The organism is Flavobacterium sp. ACN6 (assembly GCF_002304005.1).
GTDB lineage: Bacteria > Bacteroidota > Bacteroidia > Flavobacteriales > Flavobacteriaceae > Flavobacterium.
Genome location: NZ_MRCQ01000004.1, coordinates 217203 through 239746 on the forward strand (window position 1 = coordinate 217203; position 22544 = coordinate 239746).

19 protein-coding genes are annotated in these 22544 nt (G+C 33.2%); 10 read left to right on the top strand and 9 right to left on the bottom strand.

From position 1 onward, the window contains the following. Positions 1 to 7 precede the first annotated feature (7 nt). Positions 8 to 2383, top strand: a complete 2376-nt coding sequence (pbpC, locus tag BSF42_RS08290) for a penicillin-binding protein 1C (RefSeq protein WP_095952736.1) — start codon at positions 8 to 10, stop codon at positions 2381 to 2383. A 6-nt stretch (positions 2384 to 2389) separates the two neighbouring features. On the opposite strand, the gene BSF42_RS08295 is transcribed toward pbpC, so the two are convergent. The 3 genes from BSF42_RS08295 to BSF42_RS08305 all read right to left on the bottom strand — a co-directional run bounded on the left by BSF42_RS08295 (position 2390) and on the right by BSF42_RS08305 (position 5649). Then, on the bottom strand, positions 2390 to 3163 hold the full coding sequence (locus BSF42_RS08295) for a hypothetical protein (RefSeq protein WP_141248438.1): 774 nt from the start codon (positions 3161 to 3163) through the stop codon (positions 2390 to 2392). A 258-nt stretch (positions 3164 to 3421) separates the two neighbouring features. Continuing rightward, a complete protein-coding gene (locus BSF42_RS08300; protein WP_095952616.1) occupies positions 3422 to 4966 on the bottom strand; it encodes a ribonuclease E/G in 1545 nt (514 codons plus the stop codon). Between the two features lie 392 nt (positions 4967 to 5358). Then, positions 5359 to 5649, bottom strand: a complete 291-nt coding sequence (locus BSF42_RS08305) for an HU family DNA-binding protein (protein ID WP_007805026.1) — start codon at positions 5647 to 5649, stop codon at positions 5359 to 5361. Between the two features lie 140 nt (positions 5650 to 5789). Between BSF42_RS08305 and mutY the strand changes: the two genes are divergently transcribed. The 4 genes from mutY to gldD are packed head-to-tail and all read left to right on the top strand — an operon-like array spanning position 5790 to position 9200. After that, positions 5790 to 6836, top strand: a complete 1047-nt coding sequence (gene mutY, locus BSF42_RS08310) for an A/G-specific adenine glycosylase (RefSeq protein WP_095952617.1) — start codon at positions 5790 to 5792, stop codon at positions 6834 to 6836. 36 nt (positions 6837 to 6872) lie between these two features. Next, entirely contained in the window at positions 6873 to 7316 is a 444-nt protein-coding gene (locus BSF42_RS08315) for a single-stranded DNA-binding protein (RefSeq protein WP_095952737.1), read from the top strand. 26 nt (positions 7317 to 7342) lie between these two features. Beyond that, the gene (locus BSF42_RS08320) at positions 7343 to 8638 is read left to right on the top strand and encodes a gliding motility-associated protein GldE (RefSeq protein ID WP_095952618.1); all 1296 of its coding nucleotides are present in this window, start codon (positions 7343 to 7345) and stop codon (positions 8636 to 8638) included. Between the two features lies 1 nt (position 8639). Next, a complete protein-coding gene (gldD, locus tag BSF42_RS08325) occupies positions 8640 to 9200 on the top strand; it encodes a gliding motility lipoprotein GldD (protein ID WP_095952619.1) in 561 nt (186 codons plus the stop codon). 252 nt (positions 9201 to 9452) lie between these two features. Here gldD and BSF42_RS08330 read toward each other — a convergent pair whose 3' ends face one another. Next, positions 9453 to 9830 (bottom strand): heavy-metal-associated domain-containing protein, encoded by a 378-nt coding sequence (locus tag BSF42_RS08330; protein ID WP_095952620.1) that lies wholly within the window; start codon positions 9828 to 9830, stop codon positions 9453 to 9455. Between the two features lie 99 nt (positions 9831 to 9929). Here BSF42_RS08330 and BSF42_RS08335 point away from each other — a divergent pair, with 99 nt between their 5' ends. Continuing rightward, complete coding sequence (locus BSF42_RS08335) at positions 9930 to 10796, top strand: DMT family transporter (RefSeq protein ID WP_095952621.1); 867 nt, start codon at positions 9930 to 9932, stop codon at positions 10794 to 10796. 208 nt (positions 10797 to 11004) lie between these two features. On the opposite strand, the gene BSF42_RS08340 is transcribed toward BSF42_RS08335, so the two are convergent. Both BSF42_RS08340 and BSF42_RS08345 read right to left on the bottom strand, forming a co-directional pair. Continuing rightward, positions 11005 to 13053 (bottom strand): pitrilysin family protein, encoded by a 2049-nt coding sequence (locus tag BSF42_RS08340; RefSeq protein ID WP_253251015.1) that lies wholly within the window; start codon positions 13051 to 13053, stop codon positions 11005 to 11007. Between the two features lie 12 nt (positions 13054 to 13065). Next, complete coding sequence (locus BSF42_RS08345) at positions 13066 to 14388, bottom strand: pitrilysin family protein (RefSeq protein ID WP_095952623.1); 1323 nt, start codon at positions 14386 to 14388, stop codon at positions 13066 to 13068. A gap of 273 nt (positions 14389 to 14661) precedes the next feature. Here BSF42_RS08345 and rplU point away from each other — a divergent pair, with 273 nt between their 5' ends. The 3 genes from rplU (at position 14662) to BSF42_RS08360 (ending at position 16801) form a co-directional block, all read left to right on the top strand. Further along, the gene (gene rplU, locus BSF42_RS08350) at positions 14662 to 15105 is read left to right on the top strand and encodes a 50S ribosomal protein L21 (protein WP_095952624.1); all 444 of its coding nucleotides are present in this window, start codon (positions 14662 to 14664) and stop codon (positions 15103 to 15105) included. A gap of 24 nt (positions 15106 to 15129) precedes the next feature. Then, positions 15130 to 15390 carry a 50S ribosomal protein L27 gene (gene rpmA / locus BSF42_RS08355; protein ID WP_095952625.1) on the top strand — a complete coding sequence of 87 codons (261 nt, stop codon included), beginning with the start codon at positions 15130 to 15132 and terminating at the stop codon, positions 15388 to 15390. Positions 15391 to 15733: 343 nt separating this feature from the next. Continuing rightward, the gene (locus tag BSF42_RS08360) at positions 15734 to 16801 is read left to right on the top strand and encodes a hypothetical protein (protein WP_253251017.1); all 1068 of its coding nucleotides are present in this window, start codon (positions 15734 to 15736) and stop codon (positions 16799 to 16801) included. Between the two features lie 80 nt (positions 16802 to 16881). Here BSF42_RS08360 and BSF42_RS08365 read toward each other — a convergent pair whose 3' ends face one another. Both BSF42_RS08365 and BSF42_RS08370 read right to left on the bottom strand, forming a co-directional pair. After that, positions 16882 to 19641 carry an AsmA-like C-terminal region-containing protein gene (locus tag BSF42_RS08365; RefSeq protein ID WP_095952627.1) on the bottom strand — a complete coding sequence of 920 codons (2760 nt, stop codon included), beginning with the start codon at positions 19639 to 19641 and terminating at the stop codon, positions 16882 to 16884. A 52-nt stretch (positions 19642 to 19693) separates the two neighbouring features. Further along, positions 19694 to 20275, bottom strand: a complete 582-nt coding sequence (locus tag BSF42_RS08370; RefSeq protein WP_095952628.1) for a tRNA-(ms[2]io[6]A)-hydroxylase — start codon at positions 20273 to 20275, stop codon at positions 19694 to 19696. A 113-nt stretch (positions 20276 to 20388) separates the two neighbouring features. Here BSF42_RS08370 and BSF42_RS08375 point away from each other — a divergent pair, with 113 nt between their 5' ends. Further along, complete coding sequence (locus BSF42_RS08375; RefSeq protein WP_095952629.1) at positions 20389 to 21633, top strand: glycosyltransferase; 1245 nt, start codon at positions 20389 to 20391, stop codon at positions 21631 to 21633. Here the strand turns inward: BSF42_RS08375 and BSF42_RS08380 are convergent. Continuing rightward, complete coding sequence (locus tag BSF42_RS08380; RefSeq protein WP_095952630.1) at positions 21630 to 22508, bottom strand: AraC family transcriptional regulator; 879 nt, start codon at positions 22506 to 22508, stop codon at positions 21630 to 21632. The genes BSF42_RS08375 and BSF42_RS08380 overlap by 4 nt on opposite strands. Between the last annotated feature and the right edge of the window lie 36 nt (positions 22509 to 22544).

Below are 22544 nucleotides of genomic sequence, written 5' to 3' on the forward strand. Positions count from 1 at the left end.
ATTAGTGTTGAAAAATAAATTAAAAGCGTTTTTCCAACGCATTCTAAACTGGATAAAAAGAAACAAAATAAAATCAGCAATTGCATTTGTGCTCTTGCTGATTTACTATTTTTCGATACCCCGAACTTTATTTAAAGAACCCTATTCAACCGTTATTGAAAGTAAGGACGGAGAACTGCTTGGCGCTAAAATTGCCCGCGACGGACAATGGCGTTTTCCGTCACAGGACAGTGTTCCAGATAAATTCAAAAAGTGCATTGTTTATTTTGAAGACGAATACTTCTACAAACATCCGGGATTTAATCCAGGTGCAATGGTAAATGCTTTTAAGCAAAACAGAAAAGCAGGTAAAGTAGTGAGAGGCGGAAGTACACTTACGCAGCAAGTCATTCGCTTATCCAGAAAAGGAAAGAAGAGAACTTATTTTGAAAAGCTGATTGAAATCATCCTTTCAACCCGATTAGAATTGGGATACTCTAAAGACGAAATTCTCGAAATGTATGCCGCTCATGCGCCTTTTGGAGGAAATGTCGTCGGGCTGGAAATGGCTTCATGGCGTTATTTTGGCGTACAGTCCAATCAGTTATCTTGGGCTGAAAATGCAGTTTTAGCAGTTTTACCCAATACACCAAGTTTGATTTATCCCGGCAAAAATCAGATTAAATTATTAAATAAACGAAACAGACTTTTATTAAAATTGCATCAGGAAGGAATTATTGATAAGCAGACTTATGAACTTTCAATAGAAGAACCTTTACCCCAAAAACCGTACGATCTGCCGCAAATTGCGCCGCATTTATTGCAAAGAGTGGCAAAAAATGAAGAAGGGACCCGAGTAAAAACAACATTAGATTATGCACTGCAGAATAGAGTAAATCAAATTGCGAGGTATTATTACAATCAACATAAGCAGAATGAAGTTCATAACTTAGCTATTTTGGTGATTGATGTGCAGAATAGGAACATAATGAGTTATGTTGGCAATGCACCAACAGACAAAGACCATCAAAAAGACGTTGATATTATTGATGCTCCAAGAAGTACGGGAAGTATCTTGAAACCGCTTTTATACGGCGCAATGCTGGATGATGGTGAAATATTGCCTAACACTTTAATTGCCGATATTCCAACGCAGATTTCGGGATATACACCGCAAAACTTTAATCTCACTTTTGATGGCGCAGTTCCGGCACATCGAGCTTTGTCGCGTTCTTTGAATATCCCAGCAGTTTTAATGCTTCAGGATTTTGGAGTGAATAAGTTTTACGAAGAGCTTCAAAATTTTAAATTAAAAAACATTAATAAAACACCTGATCACTACGGTTTGTCACTTATTTTGGGCGGTGCCGAAAGTAATTTGTGGGATTTATGCAGAACGTATGCAAATCTATCTTCGACATTAAATTATTATACTAAAAATCAATCTAAATATAGAACGGGAGAGTTTACGGAATTAAATTATAAAAATGATTTTAAACCAGATTTCGGTTCAGAAACCAATCAGAAAAATATTTTGGGTGCGGGCTCAATTTGGCTGACTTATAATGCAATGGAAGAAGTAAACAGGCCGGAAGGAGATGAAGCTTGGAAGTTTTATGACAGTTCCTTAAAAATTGCATGGAAAACAGGAACAAGTTTCGGGAATCGTGATGCATGGGCAATTGGCACCAATTCAAGATACGTAGTCGGAATTTGGGTTGGAAATGCAACTGGAGAAGGAAGGCCAACGCTTACCGGCGTGACAAGTGCAGCGCCAATTTTGTTTGATGTTTTTAATTTACTGCCTAGACAACGATGGTTTGATACGCCTTTTAAGGATTTAGAAGAAGTCGAGGTCTGCCGTTTAAGCGGATATCTGGCAAAGGAAAACTGTCCAAAAATAAAACAATGGGTTTCTAAAAAAGGAAAATCGACAAAGGTTTGTCCGTATCATAAAACAATTCATGTAGATAAAACAGAACAATTTCAGGTAAACAGCAGCTGCGAGAGTGTCGAAAATATTGTGACTAAAAATTGGTTTGTTCTTCCTCCTGTAATGGCTTGGTATTATAAAAGCCAGCACATTGAATATCTGCCTCTACCACCATTTAAAGATGGCTGTGAGGGAACACAAGCCACAACAATGGATTTTATTTATCCAAAAGCAAACAGCAAAATTTATTTGACTAAAGATTTTAATAGCAAAGTACAGCCTGTAATCTTAAAAGTAGCTTATTCTGAAAGGGACAAAGAACTATTTTGGTATGTTGATGACGTTTATAAGGCCACAACAAAAACCTTTCATGAACTGCCAATTACGCCAACAAAAGGAATACACTATATCACGGTTGTAGATGCTTCAGGGAATGAAATTAGGAGAAGAATTGAGATTGTGAGAGAGTAGAACCGGTCAATATTTGAAATTTAAACGAAGATTTTCGTTATTTGAAAATCTTATGGTAGCTCCAAATATAAAGCCTTTAATTTCAGGAATGTTTTCTTGATTAAAAGGAACAGAATAACCTATTCCCAAGTCCATCAAGTTTATTAGCGTGATTCCAGCGAGTGCGTAGGCATTTTTATGCGAACCTCCAATTTTTGCAAAAAGCCACTCTCTAGATAGATATAAATGAAAGTCTGGTAATCCATAAGTTTTGCTATCATAACGTGTAATTCCGTAACCTAGACCAACAAGTAATTTATTGTCATTTTGACAAGCTAAGCAAAACTCTAAACCACCTGTAAACTGACTTTTTGCTGCTATCGAATATGAAATGTAAAAAGCAGGACTCATGTCGATATCTTCGCTGTTAAAAGAGTTTTTGTCAGAGGGAAATTTAACAGGTTTCAATAACTCTTTGCGATAGTCTCGTGGAGAGATATTTTTGGATTTAATAAGTTTTCCATCTTCGCTATACCATTTTGCATTGCCTATCGCGGAGTATTCGTTCAAGTTCTTGGTGCCAGCTAGATATCCTTGAAATTGTAACTGATTGTTTTTTACGTAATAATCTTTAACAGGAAAAACGTAAAAAGGATTAGAAAAATTATCTTTTTTTATAGAATAACCTAAAGCGTCTTCCGTTTTAATTTCTTTCTGAGAAATTCGATAATAAACAGCAAGTTCTTTACGCTCTCTGTTCCAGTATTTGTCAAAATAAATAGTGTCATTTTGGGATGTCACTTTAGAAGAAAACAAAAAAAGGATGTAAAAAAAGTAATAGAGATTTTTTTTTTGGCTTAAGTAAAGTCTTTTGTCTGGCGTTAGCATGTAATTTTTCGAATTAATAATTAACAATTCCATGTAAACCTACTTAAACACTTTTTTGGATATGGTAATTAAAAGTTTTTTTTATGCCGCTATAAGACTAAAAACAATCATAAAATTTAATTTAAAAGCACAAAAAAACCGCCAATCTCACGAAAGGCGGTTTTTTGTTTTTTATTCTGAAATAACATTTCCTTTTTTATCATAGAAATGGTATTCTAAGTACGTGTAAGCGTCACGAGGTATGATTTTCACCCATTTCTTATGTTCAAAAAACCATTTTGAACGTAATGATGGAAAACCTTTGCTGAGGTATGCAGCCACAAACGGATGTGTGTTTAGCACAACTTTATCGTGGGTTTTTAAAAGTCTGTCTAAATCAGATGTGATTTTATCAATGATTAATATTGGCGCTTCAATTTCGCCATGTTCATTGTTTGGATCTTCTTCTCTAGTTTTTATATTAACTTCTGGTCTTACGCGCTGTCTTGTAATTTGAACTAAACCAAATTTACTCGGCGGTAATATTTTATGTTTTGCTTTATCGTCGCTCATTTCTTCTCGCAAGAAGTCGAACAAGACTTTCCTATTTTCAGGATTAGACATATCGATAAAATCAACTACTATGATACCGCCCATATCTCGCAGACGAAGTTGTCTGGCGATTTCTGCTGCTGCAATCATATTTACTTCCATGGCGGTGTCTTCCTGGTTGGTTGCTTTGTTTGAACGATTTCCGCTGTTTACGTCTATAACGTGAAGAGCTTCAGTGTGTTCAATGATAAGGTAAGCCCCTTTACTCATAGAAACGGTTCTGCCAAAAGAAGTTTTGATTTGTCTCTCTATATTGTATTTCTCGAAAATTGGAGTATCATTTGATTGATAAAACTTCACAATCGATTGTTTTGAAGGTGCAATTTCTTGCAGATATTCCTTCGTTTGATGGTACAACTCTTCGTCATCTATTTGAATACCGCTGAAGGTATCATTGAATACATCTCTTAATATCGAAGAAGCTCTGTTAAGCTCTCCTAATACTTTTGATGGATGATGAGCAGTTGGTAATTTTTTACACATTGCAGACCATCTGCCAAGCAGGTTCTGCAAATCTTTTTCTAATTCGGCTACGTTTTTGCCTTCGGCTACTGTACGAACAATAACACCAAATCCTTTAGGTTTGATCGATAGAACAAGTTTTTTTAGACGATCCTTTTCTTTTTTGTCTTCTATTTTTTGAGAAATAGAAACACGATCAGAGAAAGGAACTAGAACGATAAATCTTCCAGCCAATGAAAGCTCAGCACTTATTCTTGGGCCTTTGGTTGATATAGGTTCTTTAACTACTTGAACTAAAACAGATTGATTGGCACTTAAAATATCAGTAATGATGCCATCTTTGTCAATCTCTTTTTCAAACTGAAAGGTTTTTAGGGAGAAATCTTTTATTTTACCTGCGCTTACAAGTTTTATGAATTTCAGTTGGGAAGCTAAGTTTGGACCTAAGTCATGATAATGTAAAAAAGCATCTTTTTCGAAGCCTACATTTACAAAAGCAGCATTTAGTCCAGCAACTGGTTTTCGGATTTTGGCAATAAAAATATCACCAACCTGAAAGTTGCTTTTCTCTTCTTCTTTGTGTAATTCAATTAGTTTTCCATCTTTTAATAAGGCAAAATCTACGGCTTCAGAACTAGATCTAATGATTAATTCTTTATTCACACTGTAAATTTTTATCCGAACTTTCTAGCAATAGGCAGTAGGCAGTAGGCTGTAAGCAAATTGAATTGCTTATAGCTTAAAGCTTATAGCTTAAGGCCTAATTGTAAGGATGGATTAAACAATATTTTTTAACAGGTATTGAACCCGGGGAAAGAAGATTAGTAGAGAATAGAACAAAGAGAATAGATTTTTACGTCTATTTTCTATTTTCTTTACTCTTTCATCTTTTTTCAATTTCAATGAACGTTTAAAAAGAAAAAAGTAGTTTAAAACTACTTTTTCTTTTTGTGGCGGTTAGCTCTCGCTCTTTTTTTACGTTTGTGAGTAGCTACCTTATGTCTCTTTCTTTTTTTACCACTTGGCATATCGTGTCGATTTTATGTTAATTAATATTATTTTGCTTCGTTGTTTGTTTTTACTCCTTCTACAAATACTTTTGCAGGTTTGAACGCAGGAATGTTGTGTGCTGGAATTTTAATTGTTGTGTTTTTAGAAATGTTTCTTCCAGTCTTTTCAGCTCTAGTTTTTACGATAAAACTACCAAAACCTCTTAGGTAAACATTGTCTCCAGTTTCTAAAGAAGTTTTTACTTCTTCCATAAAAGTTTCCACTGTTGCTTGAACATCTCCTTTTTCAAGACCTAGTTTCTCTGAAATCTTCGCTACGATATCTGCTTTCGTCATTTTCTTTCCTATTTTATTTTATAAATGGTGTACTATTTTTTTGAGTTTGCAAATATAGGAATTAAAAAAATAATTAATCAAGCTAATTCGTTAAATTTTAATTACATAAACATTTACTTTTGTATTCTAAGTATTTTGCAATGGATTTTCATAACATATTGATAAAATGGTATTTACGAAACAAGCGTGATTTGCCTTGGCGAAAAACGGTCGATCCGTACCAAATTTGGCTCTCAGAAATTATGCTGCAGCAGACGCGAGTTGCTCAAGGAATGCCTTATTTTTTCGCTTTTACCAAGGAATTTCCTACTGTAAAAGATTTGGCAGATGCCTCTGAAGAAAAAGTTTTAAAACTTTGGCAGGGTTTAGGGTATTATTCAAGAGCTCGAAATCTTCATAAAACAGCTCAATATATTAGTAATGATTTAAACGGCGTTTTTCCAGATTCTTATAAAGAACTTTTAAAACTTAAAGGTGTTGGTGAATATACCGCAGCCGCAATTGCTTCTTTTTCATATAACGAATCGGTTCCAGTTGTAGACGGAAATGTATTCCGGGTGCTTTCGCGCTACTTTGATATTGAAACAGATATTGCGCTTCCGGCTGCCAAAAAAGAATTTGCTGCACTTGTGCACGAATTAATGCCCAAAGACAATCCAGCAATTTTTAATCAGGCCATAATGGAGTTTGGTGCGCTGCAATGTGTTCCAAAAAGTCCAGATTGTTCTGTCTGTGATTTTAATGAAAGCTGTGCGGCATTACAAAAAGGAAAAGTAAATCAGCTTCCCGTTAAATCTAAAAAAGTTAAGGTGTCCAATCGTTATTTTAATTATTTGATTTTAGAAGATGTTTTAGGGAATACATTAATTCAAAAAAGAACTGATAAAGGTATTTGGCATAATCTCTATGAATTTCCACTTTTAGAAACACAGTCTATTGTCGGTTTTGATGTAGTTTCCAAAGCGGCTAAAGAAGAAATATTTTCTTCTTATACTATTATAGGTATAGAGGATTACGCAGAATCAACGCTGGTACATAAACTTTCGCATCAGCATCTTCATATACAGTTTTGGAAAATTAAGGTAAAAGAGAAAATAGAAAATGGAGTTGATCCTGAAAAATTAAAAACTTTTCCTTTCCCAATTGTGATTTATAAATTTATAGAAAAGCAGGAAATAATTTGCTAAAAAAATGTATCTTTGGTAGAAATACCACCAAAAACTATGAACGGAACATTAAATAAAGTGATGCTTATTGGCCATTTGGGCGATGATGTAAAGATGCATTATTTTGATGGCGGAAATTGCATCGGACGTTTTCAGCTGGCTACAAATGAAGTTTATATCAATAAAACAACCAACGAAAAGATCACTTCTACGGAGTGGCATAACTTGGTTGTGCGTAATAAAGCAGCCGAAATTTGCGAAAAATATCTTTCTAAAGGAGATAAGATTTATGTTGAAGGAAGAATAAAATCTCGCCAATGGCAGGCAGAAGACGGCACGACGAAATATACTACAGAAATTCAGGTTACAGAATTTACTTTTCTGACAACCAAAAAAGAAACTGCGCATACTAAACAAAATCAAGATACAGAATCAACAAAAAACACTAACTTTGATGCTGCTACTAATGAAGGGCTTCCAATTAACGATCTGCCTTTCTAAAAGATGTTTAACTAATTTGATGCAATTTGGAGCCGGAGCCCAGTTTACTCTTTATAACAAATCCTGACACTAATATAATTATTGGTTTTGTCGGAATATTTATTTTGTTATTTCTTTCAGCAATAGTTTCAGGTGCTGAAGTAGCGCTCTTTTCGTTATCACAGCAAGACATCGATGATACTTTAAACGATAATCAGGCCAAAGGTAAAATCATCTCCAATTTATTAGACAGACCTAAAAAACTATTGGCTACATTACTGGTAGCGAATAATTTTTTTAATATCGGTGTAGTTATATTGTTTGCTTATATCGGGCAGAATATCTTTTCAGATGTAAGTTCTCCCGTTTTTAAATTTACACTTGAAGTAATTTTAGTTACTTTTTTCATTCTTCTATTTGGAGAAGTGCTTCCTAAGGTCTATGCAAGCAGAAATAGCGTGCGTTTTGCTAAGCGTGTTGCGTATCCGCTGGCTTTTTTAGATAAACTACTTTCTCCTATAAGTTTGCCAATGCGTTCCGTTACTCTATATTTGCAGCATAAATTAGGGAAACAAAAGAATAACTTTTCGATTAATCAGCTTTCACAGGCTTTAGAGTTAACAGATTCTGAGGGAACTTCAACAGAAGAACAAAAAATTTTAGAAGGAATTGTTTCTTTCGGAAATACAGATACAAAGCAGGTAATGAGTCCGAGAATTGATATTTTTGCATTGGAAATATCAGAATCTTTCGCCTGTATTTATCCTAAAATAATTGAAAAAGGATTTTCTAGAATCCCGATTTACAGTGATAATATTGATCAAATTGAAGGTGTACTGTTTGTTAAAGACTTACTGCCTCATATCGATAAAGAAGAATTTGACTGGACATCTTTAATTAGAGAAGCTTTCTTTGTTCCTGAAAATAAAAAGCTGGATAATTTGCTAAAAGATTTCCAAGGATTGAAAAGTCATTTGGCGATAGTTGTAGATGAATATGGAGGAACTTCTGGATTGGTGTCTTTAGAAGATGTAATAGAAGAAATAGTTGGTGATATCAGTGATGAATTTGATGATGAGAATTTAAACTTTTCGCAAATCGATGAAAATAATTTTCTTTTTGAAGGAAAAATTAATCTTAAAGATTTCTACAGAATTGTAAACGTAGATGAAGATGCTTTCGAATCTCATAAAGGAGAAGCAGAAACATTGGCTGGATTTATCTTAGAAATTTTAGGTAATTTTCCGAAAAAAGATCAGAAAGTGCCTTTTAAAAACTGTATTTTCACAATAGAAACAGTTGATAAAAAGCGTGTAAAACAAATAAAAGTAACAATAAATTAAAATGCTCAATAGAATACTTTCAATAACAGCAATTTTGCTTGCGCTAACGGTTTTAAGCTGTAAAAACGATGTTTTGCCAAAACCGGCAAGTTTTCTGCGATTGGATTATCCAGAAGCAAAGTATGTGAATTTTGAAAACAATTGCCCATTTTCTTTTGAAATGAATGAAGACGCTGTTATTAAAGGCGAAAAAGAATGCGGTTTCGCGATTACTTATCCAAAGATGAAAGCGACCATTTATTTGACTTATAAGCCGGTAAATAATAATATTGATAAATTGTTACGTGACGCTCAAAAACTGACTTACGAACACGTAATTAAAGCCGATGATATTTTAGAGCAGCCATATATAAATCCCCAGAAAAAAGTGTACGGAATGTTTTACCAAGTTGATGGAAACGCGGCGACAAATTCACAGTTTTATGTTACCGATAGTACAAAACACTTTTTAATAGGTTCTGTTTATTTTTATGCAAAACCAAATTTTGATTCAATTATGCCAGCAGCGAGTTATGTTAAAAATGATATGCAGCGTTTGATGGAAACATTGAAATGGAAATAAAGAAATAAAAAAAAGGATCTATTTAGATCCTTTTTTAGTCATTTTCTATGCCTTGACAATATTTAATATTCCATAGGAATATCTCATCGGTAGCAAAAAAATAGTTTTGTTTTGTGTTGTGTCCTGTAAGGACACTTGTTTTCGTGGAAATAACAATCCTGTATTATTAATCAAACGTTCCACCGGACGATAATCTTAATTCAAATTTAATTCTACCAAGGAGACATTCCTACGGAATGAATTATTTTAAATTTAAGACTTGAAATTCGACACTTTATAAGTCTTCCCGTCGCCAGTTTCCTGAACCACTTTTGTCAAAGACTCAGAGTTTTGAATTGTTTTGTCAAAACTTACTGTAGCAGTTTTTTTGTCAAAATCCACAGTAGCTTTATCAACTCCGTCAAGATTTGCTAATTCCTCTTCTATAGTTTTAGCACATCCTACAGCACAAGTCATTCCGTCGATTGTAAAACTTGCTGTTTGTAAATTTTCTGCAGCAATTGACTTATGTTCTTTTGGAGCGCTTTTTTCTGCGTTTACAACTTGTAGACTTTTATCTTCTTCCTTTTTACAGCTAACGAATACTAGACCAGCGATTGTTGCGGCGATTAAAATTTTTGAAATTTTCATTATATATAAATTTAATTTGCGATTTCTTTCTTGCAAAATTAATAAAAAGAGAAAGGTTAGTTCGCAAAATTATTACAAATTTGCAGTAAAATATGATTTATGGATACAAAGCAGTTAAAGTGGGTATATTTATTGATTCTTTCTCTTATTTGGGGAAGCTCTTTTATTTTAATAAAAAGAGGATTAGTTGGTTTGACTGCTATTCAGGTTGGATCGTTCCGAATTATTTTTGCCGCTTTGTTTTTACTGATTATAGGATTTAACAGCCTGAAAAAAATATCTCGCCGTCAATGGAAGTTTGTTGCTATAACCTCGTTTTTTGGAACTTTTATGCCGGCTTATCTTTTTGCTATTGCAGAAACTCAGGTTGATAGTTCAATTGTAGCGATTCTCAATTCGCTTACGCCTCTAAATACATTGATTCTGGGAATTATTGCTTTTGGAATTCAATTTCAAAAGCGACAAGTTTGGGGCGTTTTTGTTGGTCTTTTAGGTTGTCTGCTTTTGGTTTTAAGCGGAGAATCTGCAGGCGGAGGACAAAATTATTTATATGTTTTATTGGTGGTTATTGCAACTTTGAGTTATGCAATAAATGTTAACTTGATTAAAAAATATTTACACGATTTAAATTCCATAAGTATCACAACGGGGAATTTTGCAGTTCTTTTTCTGCCTGCGCTAATTATTTTGAGTACAACAGATATCAGTCAGAAAATACATTTTGCAGAAACACAGCATTCGATATTTTTTGTAATGATTCTTGGTGTTTTAGGAACTGGAATTGCTAATATTCTTTTCTTCAAATTAATTCAGATGTCATCGCCGGTTTTTGCTACATCTGTGACCTATTTAATTCCGATTGTTGCTTTTTTCTGGGGATTGTTGGATAACGAAATGCTGACACCGATTCAGTTTTTCGGAGCATTTATTATTCTGATTGGAGTTTATTTGTCGGCGAAGAAGTGATTTTTATTTGTTAGATTTTGGATGTAAGTTTTGGGAGGAGCTTCGACTTCGCTCAGCCTGACAAAAATTGCGTGCCTGGCTTCATGAAATATGACGTATAAAAAAAGCTTTGCCACAGTTTAAAACTTTGACAAAGCCTCAGAAATCTTAAGATATTATCAGCTGAAAACCTTTGTTGCTTTGAGCCTTTGTAACTTTGAGCCTCTTATTATAAAAAATCTCCGTCAGAAACCTCTTCATTAATCTTGATATCAGACATTTTGATGTCCAATTCAAAACCAACATTCTGAATTAAATTAAAAGGAACTTTAACCCCTTTTACTTCTTTATAATCATTGAAATTAGTGATTTGTGCTGCTGATTTTCCGCCTTGTTCACGGATTTTAGATTCTGCTGTTTTTAAACCTGATTTAACGTCGTAATAATACGTTGTTTTGCCGTCTTTGATTACATACGCATCACTTCCGTTGATTGGTTCAATTCCTTCAACTTTCAAATCAGTTCTTTTTACCAATTGTAATTCTTCAAATGGAGCTGCATTCGCTTTCATTTCGACTAAATCTTCACCTTCAAGGTTTTTTCTTTGTCCCTGTTGTTCGATATAAGCACCTTTTTCGTTTACAACTTGTTTCATTAAATTCATAGTTCCCATTGAAAGCGAAACCATCATTTTTCCTTTTGAATCTAATTTTGAAATAAAAGTTAATGGACCTGGAGCTTGAGGAATAGTTGTTGAACCATTCATATAAAGCGTTTTAACCGAAGTAACTGCTTTTTCTCCTCCAATTGCTTTAATGTAGTTTTCAAAAACCGTTTTTGCGCTGATATCTTTTGGCGCTTCTTTTTTTACTGAAGGTTTTTCGATTGGATTTCCAAATCTATCAAAGTAGAAAATTGGGATTTGTAATTTTTCTAAACTAGAAATTACATCAGAGCCTTTTCCAACAATTACAATACGCATATTATCCAACAGGAAATATTTATTTGCAACGCGATAAATATCATCTGCCGTAACATTGTTGATTGTTTGAATGTATTTTTCGTAGAAATCAGCTGGAAGCTTTTCTGTTTCAATGTTTAAAGCATAACGGGCAACAGCTTGTGGTTTTTCAACCTGCATTACAAATCTTCCAATATAACCTGCTTTTACGTTTCTTAAAACTTCTGGATCAACTCTTTCGCTGCGGATTCTTTTGATTTCTTTTACAAATTGAACCACTGCGCTGTCTGTAACGGTATTTCTAACTGCAGATGTAGCTTTGAATTTGGTTACATATTTTCCGCTTCCAATGCTTGAGTTTGCGCCGTATGTCCAAGCGTGCTGTTCTCTTAAGTTCATGTTTAAATAACTGTTGAAATCACCTCCCAAAATCTGATTTGCAATAACAGCAGGGAAAAAATCTGGATCGCTCATTTTTAAATTTAAAGTATTTACTAATGAGATTTCAGATTGAACTGCGTTGGGAACATCTACAAAATCAATTTGTAATTTTGAAGGGTTTGCAGGATCAGGATAATTGTTTTTTGGAGCATTTTGTTTTTTCCATCCGCTAAACAATTTTTCTACAGCTGTTTTTATTTCTTTAAGTTTAACATCTCCAATTACAACTAAATAAGCGTTTTCTGGAACAAAATAAGTACTGTAGTTTTTTTGAACATCAGCAAGGGTTACGTTTTTTACAGTTTCCTCAGAAAGATATTCTCCATTCGGATGATTTTTTCCAAATGCTAATACATCAACAACTCTATTCGAAATAGCAGGAACACTTTTTTCGTCGGCTTTCAAGCCTTCTAGTAGTTTTGCTTTTTCTTTATCAAATTCTGATTGAGTAAAATTAGGCTGTAAAGCACCTTCGGCTAAAAGCTCTAAAACACGTCCAGAATATTTAGATAATGAACTTGCATAAGCGCCTTGTGAGGTGAAATTTATATTTGCTCCGTAGAAGTCAATTTCTTCATTAAAAGATTCTTTGGTTGTTTTTTTAGTTCCGTTTCCGATTAAACTGCTTGTTAATTCATCAACTCCTTTTTTACTGCCTTCGGTAAATGGCGCATTATCTAAAGTAAGCGTAAAACTTACTCGAGGTAATTTATGGTTCTCAACGATCAAAACTTTCATGCCGTTTGCCAAAACAAAGGTTTGAGGTTTTTTGATGTTGACTACTGGCGCATTGCCTGGTTTGGGTTGTGGGCGATCTTGTGCTTGCATAATTCCAGTTAGGAATAAAAGGATTAAAAAAGTATATATTTTTTTCATGATTCGATATTCTTAGTTTTGAGATTTTGGGGTAGGAATATAATCTAGAATTAAGCGTTGATTGGGATTTAAATATTTCTTAGCAACTTCTCTAATTTCTTCTCTTGTAATAGAATGATAAATGTCTATTTCAGTGTTAATTAAATTTACATCACCATAAAGTAAGTAATACGAAGCAAGATTTTCTGCAATTCCTTCTACGCTCGAATTTGCATTTACATAGTTGTTATCGAATTTGTTTTGTAATTTTTCATAATCTTTTTCAGAAATAAGATCGGTTTGGATTTTTACAATTTCCTCGTCCATTTCTTTTAAGATATCTGCAGTTGTGTTTGGAGCCATTGGCAGACCATACAAAATGTACATTCCGTAATCTTCCTGACTAAATCCTACAGCGCCAATTTGTAACGCCATTTTTTTATCGTCAACAATTTTCTTGTAAAGTTTAGAGCTTTTTCCGTCACTTAAATAAGAAGAAATCAAATCTAAAACCCTGGCATCTCTAGTTTTCATTGATGGTGTTCTGTAAGAAGCAACAATCATTGGAATTTGAATATTCGGATCTTCATAAGTAGCTTGAATAGGCTGTGTTATTGGATCTTCTGTATAAGTTTGTTTTTTAACTTCTTCACCTCTTGGAATTGGTCCAAAATATTTCTGTACCCATTCTTTGGTTTTAGTTTTATCGAAATCTCCCGCAACCACTAAAACGGCATTGTTAGGAGTGTAGAATTTTTTATTAAAAGCTTGAAATTCCTCAAGAGTTGCAGCATCTAAATCTTTCATAGATCCGATAGTAGTCCATCTGTAAGGATGTTTTTTGAACATGTTCTTTTTAACCTCAGGCAAAATGTTTCCATAAGGCTGATTGTCGTAACGCATTCTTTTTTCTTCTTTTACAACTTCGTTTTGCGTGTCAACTCCAATTTTATTAATAATAGGATGCATTAATCTTTCAGATTCCATCCATAAACCAAGCTCTAAACTATTAGACGGAAAAACTTCGTAATAATAAGTTCTGTCGTCAGATGTATTGGCATTATTAACGCCTCCGTTTGCGGTTACGATTTTCATCCATTCGCCGCGTTTGATATTTTGTGTTCCTTCAAATAATAAATGCTCAAAAAAGTGTGCAAATCCCGTTCTGTCCGGACGTTCGTCTTTTGATCCCACATGATACATTACCGATGTGATAACAACTGGAGCAGAAGGATCATTGTGTAAAATGACATGAAGGCCATTGTCTAAATTGTATTCTTCAAAAGCTACTTTTTGAGCATGAGCCACTCCGCCGAGCATTAATGCAGCACTTAACATCATTATTGATTTTTTCATAAAGATTAATAAATTTATATATCAAACAAGAGTAGGTAAACAAGAGTTGATTTTAGTTACATCAAAAATAGTTTTTTTTAATTATCAATTAAAGATTTGTTTTCAATTTGGTGTTATTTTAACAATCTTTTACTTTAAATAATGGCATCTTTTTGTTTTAAAGTGCTTGAAATACAGGACTTTTTGTTTTGAAAATATTTTTGCTTTTATAGATTGCACAATAAATTTTTAATTGTATATTTGCAACCTTAAAAATCAATAAATCAATTTGGTATGTATGCAATCGTAGAGATAGCAGGGCAACAATTTAAAGTAAGCAAAGACTTAAAGGTTTATGTTCACCGTTTGTCTAACGAAGAAGGTTCAAGTATTTCATTTGACAAAGTTCTTTTATTAGACGATAACGGAAGCATAACTTTAGGCGCCCCAGCTATAGAAGGTGCTTCAGTAGAAGCTAAAGTGTTACAACACTTAAAAGGTGATAAAGTTATCGTTTTCAAAAAGAAAAGAAGAAAAGGATACAAAAAGAGAAATGGTCACAGACAATATCTTACACAAATTGTAATTGAAGGTATTACTGCAGCAGGTGGAACTAAAAAAGCAGCAGCTAAAAAAGCAGTTGTAGCAGAAGATGCTCCAGCTACTGAAGTTGAAGCAGCTCCAAAAGCAAAAAAAGCAGCAGCTCCAAAAGCAAAAAAAGAAGCTACTAAAGAATAATAACAATATTTAAACTCATACGTCATGGCTCACAAGAAAGGTGTCGGTAGTTCGAAGAATGGTAGAGAATCAGAATCAAAACGTTTAGGCGTTAAGATTTTTGGTGGTCAAGCTGCTATTGCTGGGAACATCATCGTTAGACAAAGAGGTTCAAAACATAATCCAGGTGAAAACGTTTACATTAGTAAAGATCACACTCTTCACGCAAGAGTTGCTGGAGTTGTTAAGTTCCAAAAGAAAAGAGATAACAAATCTTATGTATCTATTATTCCTTTCGAGGCTTAATAATCATAACGATTACTTTTTACAAAACCCGTTCAGAAATGAGCGGGTTTTTTGTTTTTATAATTTTTTTTGAAAGACTTTAAAACTTAAATTTGTTTAGAATGATTTTTAACTCTTTATGAAAAGAATAGTAATATTTGTTTTCCTGTGCTGTTTTAGTACTTACGGAAAAACAGTTTCAGACAGTATTGCAAACCAAATAACTGCATTAAACGATAAACAAAAAACAATCTTATATGAGTTTGAAGTTTTACAAAAGAATGGTTATAACGCTAATCTCTTTTGGCAGAAACACAGAAATCAATTTCCAGAATTAGATGATGCTCTAAGAGATGAATTAGCTATGGAGGTTTTTAAAAATTCTCATATAGTATATACTCGTCCAAAAGGTGCTGCAGTTCAATTTTGGATGAAAACACAATTGTTGACTAACTGGATGTTTTATTTATCTGCGCTTATTGCGATTTGCGCGGTGATTGCTTTGTTTAAAAAATATTGGAGTTTATTAATTGAAGTTCTGATTAAACGTTTGGCTCCTTTATTTAGGTTTTTGTTTTCTCCTGTCTTGCTAACTTACGAACTGTTTTTAATTGGAGTTTTTTGTATCTTTTACGGTTGCTCTATTACTGAATTTGTGTTGCAGACAGTAATTGTTCATGTAGGTTTGTTTTTGCTTTGGAGTCAATCAACGGCTATATTTACTAGGGAATATTGGGTTAAAAAATATATTTATGAAATAGAAAATAATTTTTGGAGCAAAGATCCGTGGAAAACAGTAAAAACAATCTGTCTTCCGGCTATTATTGTTACGCTGGCTCTTGGCTATGTATTGTTTAAAGTTCCTGATGCTGTTTTTTACAATTATGAAATTGTTGTATCTGGAATTGTGGCCGTTTATGCATTGCCGTTTTGGCGTTCATTAGAAAAATATTTATATCCTATTTTACTGCCTTTCAAAAGTGAATATAGGGCTAGAAGTATAAATTCTTTAGCAGGATGCATGGTAATAGCTATTGCTGTTACTTTTCTACTCGTATTTCAGTGGAATTCTATTTTTTATAATGTAATAACTGCATTGATCAGTTTGCTCCTCTTGTCTTTTCTCATATTATCTTCAAAAATTAATTTTAGATACAGTTATAAGAACTATTATTATTTGCAATTGTTGACAGTCGTTTGTCTTGCATTGGTTTTTGAATATGGTTATTATTCTCGCTTAAATGAAATCATCTGGTTTTTTTTAATAGGAACAAGTGTATTTATAGTACTAAAGTACTTTGAGATTTTTTCTTTTTTTTCCGATTGGAAAAAAGGAACAGCTTGGGCTTGGAAATTATTGGGACTTGCGCTATTGCTTTGGTTGATAGGGAAGGCGATTTTGTATGTTTCTAAACAAATATTTGTAGTGTAGTATAAAAGAAAAAAAACCTTTGTCAAAGTTCAAAACTTTGACAAAGGCTGTAGTGTATTTTTTAAAATTTGGATTTCCTTTTACTCAGTATCCTTAGTTTCTTCTAGATCTTCTGTTTTGCGTCCAACCTTTACTTTTGGATTGTCCTGCGTTCCAGTAACGGTTAATGGAATTCCGAAAATTCCAAAAGGTGGTAATCCCAAACGCATTTTTAAGTTTAATTTTCCGTCCAGACTTGTTGTGCCTTCGATTCTTGGTCTAAAGCCGGCAAATTTAAATTTAAAGCGTTCTACGGTTATGATATTGTTTTTGATAGTCGTTTTAATGTCTACTTTCGAAAGATCGGGATTCTTCATAGATTCCGAGCTTGTCTGTTTGCTTACTGCATTAAACATTTTTAAACCTCGAACTTTTACATCTTTCACAGAAAGAGTTCCGCCTCCAACAAGTGATGGGTAAACGGGATCCATATTTCCGTTTAAACGACCTTTTAATTGATAATCCAAAGAAACGATTCCCTGTGCTTTTTCGGCTGCGGTGGCCATTTTTCTAAACACTTCTATTTCGTTGTAAGCTCTTTTAATATCGAAGTCAGCAGCTTTAATAGAATAATCAAAATTGGCTTTTTGCGGTGTTACGGCTTGGTAATTGGCATTCATGGAAACATTGCATCCAATTAAATTAAAACCAGTATTCTGCATAGTTAATTTGCCATTTTTCATGTTTAAATTTCCAGTTGCATTTTGCAGATTCAGCTTATCAAAATTTACTTTTTGAGCATTTGCAAATAATTGTAAGTTTAGATTTGTTGGAATAATAATAACTCCAGTCTGCTTATTTTCCGCTTGTTTTAATTCTGTTTTGGGTACAGGATTTTGTGTTACAGATGCATTTGGGTCTGTGGCAGACATAAATTCATCAACATTAATATATCGCGCGGTAACTTTAAAAGAACCTTTTAAAACACCTGTATTCGTTGTAACGTAATTAAGGACATTTTGTAAATATCCATTCATTTTAAAATCACTTTCTCCGTAAGCAGCCAAGAAATTATTGAATGACATTTTATCTTGATTGATTTTAAAAATACCTTCCTCAATGATGAATTTCTTCGGAAGATATTCTGAAGCGATTCCGATATTTCTTAATTCAAGAGTTCCTTTGTTGTGTAATTTACTGTAGTTTCCTTTTTCGGCGTCACTTTGTTTTCCTTTTAAAACTAAATCAGCTTTTACAAAGCCGTCTAGGTCAAGACCTTTTTGAGAGAAAACTTTATAAATTTTATTGACATCCAATTCTCCTTTTGCTTTAACATCATAAGTTAAATCGTCAAAATTGCTTAAGTCGGCTTCAACAAATACGGGCTTCCCTTCAAAAGTAAATTGAGTTGGTTTTAAACTTACTTTTAAATCTTCGAAAGTTCCTTTTTGATTTTCAATTTTAGATTTAATTGTAATGTTTGTAATTGGATTTGGATAATATGGAGTTTTTAAATACCCATTTTTTAAATCAATTACACCATTTGTAACGGGAAAGCGTTTGTTTTTTTGATCAAAGACTCCGTTGGCTTTTACATCGCTAACTAAAGCTCCTTTTAATTGTATATCGGGAATTCCGAGTGCTTTGGTTAATTTTTCAAGATCAATTTTAGCTTTAAAATCAGCATTAATATCAGGTGTATTTATTCCTTTAACCAAAAACTTCGATTTTAAAAAATCTTGATTCATGTTTAAAGACAAGTTTTTAGCATCAACAATTACTAAATCTGGATTTAGAGATGGAACTTTTGTGTGAATATCTAAATTTAAATTTGAAACTGGAAATGCGCTTTTATTATAATTGACAAATCCGTCGCTAATTTTTACATCTAAATTCAGATCTGGCGCTAAATTTTTCGACGTAATATAATTTCCTTTTAATGTTAAAAGCAGATTGGTATTTCCTTTTAATTCGGTTTGAGAAAGCCAGGTAATGTATTTTGGAGGAAAAGCGGTAAAGACATCGTAGAGTTTGCTATTGTTAGATTTAATAACGAAATCCATATTATATCCGTCTTTCAAAATGTCAAATTTTCCTTTAAAATCGACCAAAAGCTGATTGATTTTTAAGTTATTTTGCTGGAAAAAGAACGAAAGCGAGTTTATATTTACCTTCGTAATTAAGTCGGCATCAATTTTTTTATTCATTAAATACGGTTCATCTTCATAAACGATATTCAATTTTTCGATTTTAGCTTTAGAATACAAATCAAAAACGGCTTTGTTTAAATCGCCTTTTCCTAAATAATTAAATCCAAGAGCATCAAAATGCACTTTTGTCGATTTGTCATCGTAAATAATTTTACTATTTAAAATCTCAATTCGTTCCAGTTTTAAAGCGGCTTCAGTGCTGTCTTTGGTTTGTGAAGCTTGTTCCTGCGATTTGTAAATGTTGTAATTTGCTTCTCCGTTTGGGTTCACTTTTACATTTATAAAAGAATCCGATAAATAAATCTGATCAATTTTTACCGATTTACTAAAAATCAAACTAGCTACATTTATTCCAAAAGAAACCTCTTTGGCAGTTATGAATTTTTCGTTTTTGTATGGAGCCGAACCATTTAAGCTTAAATTATCTAATGTTAAAGTAAGCGACGGGAAATGGCGGAAAAACGAAACCGAAACGTCAGAATAATTAAGTTCTGCGCTTAATCTTTCGTTAGCTGTTTTTTTGATCTGTTCCTTGATCTGATCCTCAAAAACGATAGGCGTTAAAAATAATAATGCTAAAATAACAGCGAAAGTTATTCCGAAATACTTCGCAATTTTAAATACGATTGATCTGGATTTACTTTTAGGCATAACGGATTTGTGGTATTAAATATAAAAAAATAGAGTCAAAAAAGAGCGTAATTTATCCGTGAACAGTTTCTTGTTTACCATAATTGGTAATAATAGAACCTTCATATTCAATCCATTCTTTCCATCGTTTATCGATGTCAATATTGTCTTGGTATTTTCTGGCGAAGCCTAAAAAAGTGGTGTAATGTCCAGCCTCAGAAATCATCAAATCACGATAAAATTTGGCTAATTCTTCATCTTTAATATTTTCAGAAAGAACTTTAAAACGCTCGCAGCTTCTTGCTTCAATCATCGCAGAAAACAATAATCGGTCGCAAAGTGCGTCTCTGCGGCTTCCGTCTTTTTTCATGAATTTAAAAAGTTCATTTACATAATGGTCTTTTCGTTCGCGGCCTAAAGTCAGTCCGCGTTTTTTTATGACATCGTGAACCATTTGTAAATGCTCTAATTCTTCTCTCGCAATTACAAGCATTTCGGTTACTAATTCCTCTAATTCAGAATTATAAGTAACAATGCTAATAGCATTTGATGCTGCTTTTTGTTCGCACCATGCATGATCCGTTAAAATTTCTTCGATGTTCGATTCAACGATATTTACCCATCTAGGGTCTGTAGCTAATTTTAATCCCAACATAATTTCCCAGCATTTAGTTCCTGCAAAATTAGTGTTTTTTATTCCTAAAAATCAGGAAATATCGTGCTATTGAGCTGAAAAAAGCATTATTTTGTAAGTTGAAATAAATTACCATGAATCAGAAAAAAAAACTTTTAATAATTGGGTTTGTCTGGCCTGAGCCAAATTCTTCTGCAGCCGGCGGGAGGATGATGCAGTTGATTTCGATATTCAAACAAAACGGATTCGAAATTACATTTGCGAGCGCGGCACAGGACAGTGATTTTATGGTCGATTTATTTGAATTTGGGGTAATTAAAAAAAGTATCGAACTTAATTCTTCAAGTTTTGATAATTTTATTTCAGAATTAAATCCAGATGTTGTTTTATTTGATCGCTTTATGATTGAAGAACAATTTGGATGGCGCGTAATTGAGCAATGTCCTGCAGCTATCAGAATCTTAGATACCGAAGATTTGCATTGCCTGCGCACAGCAAGACAAAAGGCATTTAAAGAAAATAGAAAATTTGAAATAATGGATTTGTTGTCTGAAGAAGTTGCAAAGCGTGAAATTGCAAGTGTTCTGCGTTGTGATTTGTCTTTGATTATTTCAGAATTTGAAATGAGTATTCTCAAAGATGTTTTCAAAATAAATGAAGAACTGCTTTTTTATCTTCCATTTTTGGTTGAAAAAATGATTGAAGAAGATCTTTTAGAATTGCCTTTATTTGAAGATCGGAAGAATTTTGTTTTCATTGGAAATTTTCTTCATGAACCCAATTGGAATACCGTTCAGTATCTCAAAGAATCAATTTGGCCTTTTCTAAAAAAAGATTTTCCTGAAGCTGTTTTGGAAGTTTATGGTGCTTATCCTTCGCAAAAAGTACTGCAATTGCATCAGCCTAAAAATGGTTTTTTTATAAAAGGAAGAGCAGAAGATGCTAATGAAGTGGTTAAAAATGCCAGAGTTGTTTTGGCGCCAATTCGTTTTGGCGCAGGTTTGAAAGGAAAGCTGCTGGAGGCAATGCAATGCGGAACGCCAAGTGTAACAACTTCAATTGGTTCTGAATCTATGCATGCAGATTTACCTTGGAATGGTTTTATTGAGAATGACCCGCAAGAATTTGCAAAAAAAGCAATTTCCCTTTATCAAGATGAAAATCTCTGGAAAAAATCTCAAAAAAATGGAGTTTCAATCATCAACAAATGCTATCAAAAAGATAATTATTCAACTAAATTAATTGACTTGGTAAATGAATTACTGATTAATTCTGAAAATCATCGACTTCATAATTTTATGGGCAATTTATTGCAGCATCATGCTTATAAAAGTACCATGTATATGTCAAAATGGATTGAAGCTAAGAACAAAAATTAAGCTTCCATTTTTCCAAATCCTACAGTTTCGCGATAAAATTGAGGAGAAACATCTGCGTTGGTCTTAAAAAATCGGCTGAAATAATGTTCGTCATCATAGCCTAATTCGTATGCAATTTCCTTAACCGTTTTATTAGTCAGATATAATTCTCTTTTGGCTTCAATAATTATTCTTTCCGAAATTAAATCGGTTAACGTTTTGTTGAAATAATTCTTGGAAATTTTTGCTAATGCTTTTGGCGAAATGTTTAATAAGTCGGCATAATTTCCAGCAGAATGTTTGGTTTTAAAATTGAGTTCAATAGCGTCTTTTAGATTTTGAAGAATAACAGGTTCTTTAGAATCTGGAACCGATTTCATTTGCTCTAATTGTTCTGTCTTTAATCGAGAAGCTGTAATCAAAAAGATTTTTAAATACGAAATAAGTAATTCATATTGTGCTAGTTCTGCGTTTTGAATTTCCGTTTTCATTTGATCCAAAACCATTTTAAAGGTTTGAACTGCCTGCTCTGTAACAATAACATAAGGAGGCTGATATATGTTATTGAACAAAACACCATTGCAGGAAACTTCTTTTTGGTGCATGTGAATGCAGTAGAAATCAGGATGAAAATGAATTGCAATTCCTTCAATGGGTTCGTCTACGCAAAGCATAAAAGGCTGATAAGGTGAAAAGGCGAGAAGTGAGTTTTCTTCAAATTGATGCTCTGCAAAATCAGCTTTTACTTTGCCTTTTCCTTTGGTAACCCAAATTAAAGAGTAATAATTATTTCGCTGTAAATGATCAAAATGGCTGTTGTCGTCAAAAGGAAGAATTTTGAAAGCCAAATTACCGTTTTGCGGATTTATTAAAGTGAAAACATTTTGAGAACTCATATCTTGTCGCATTTTTAAAAATATAAAGATAGTCAT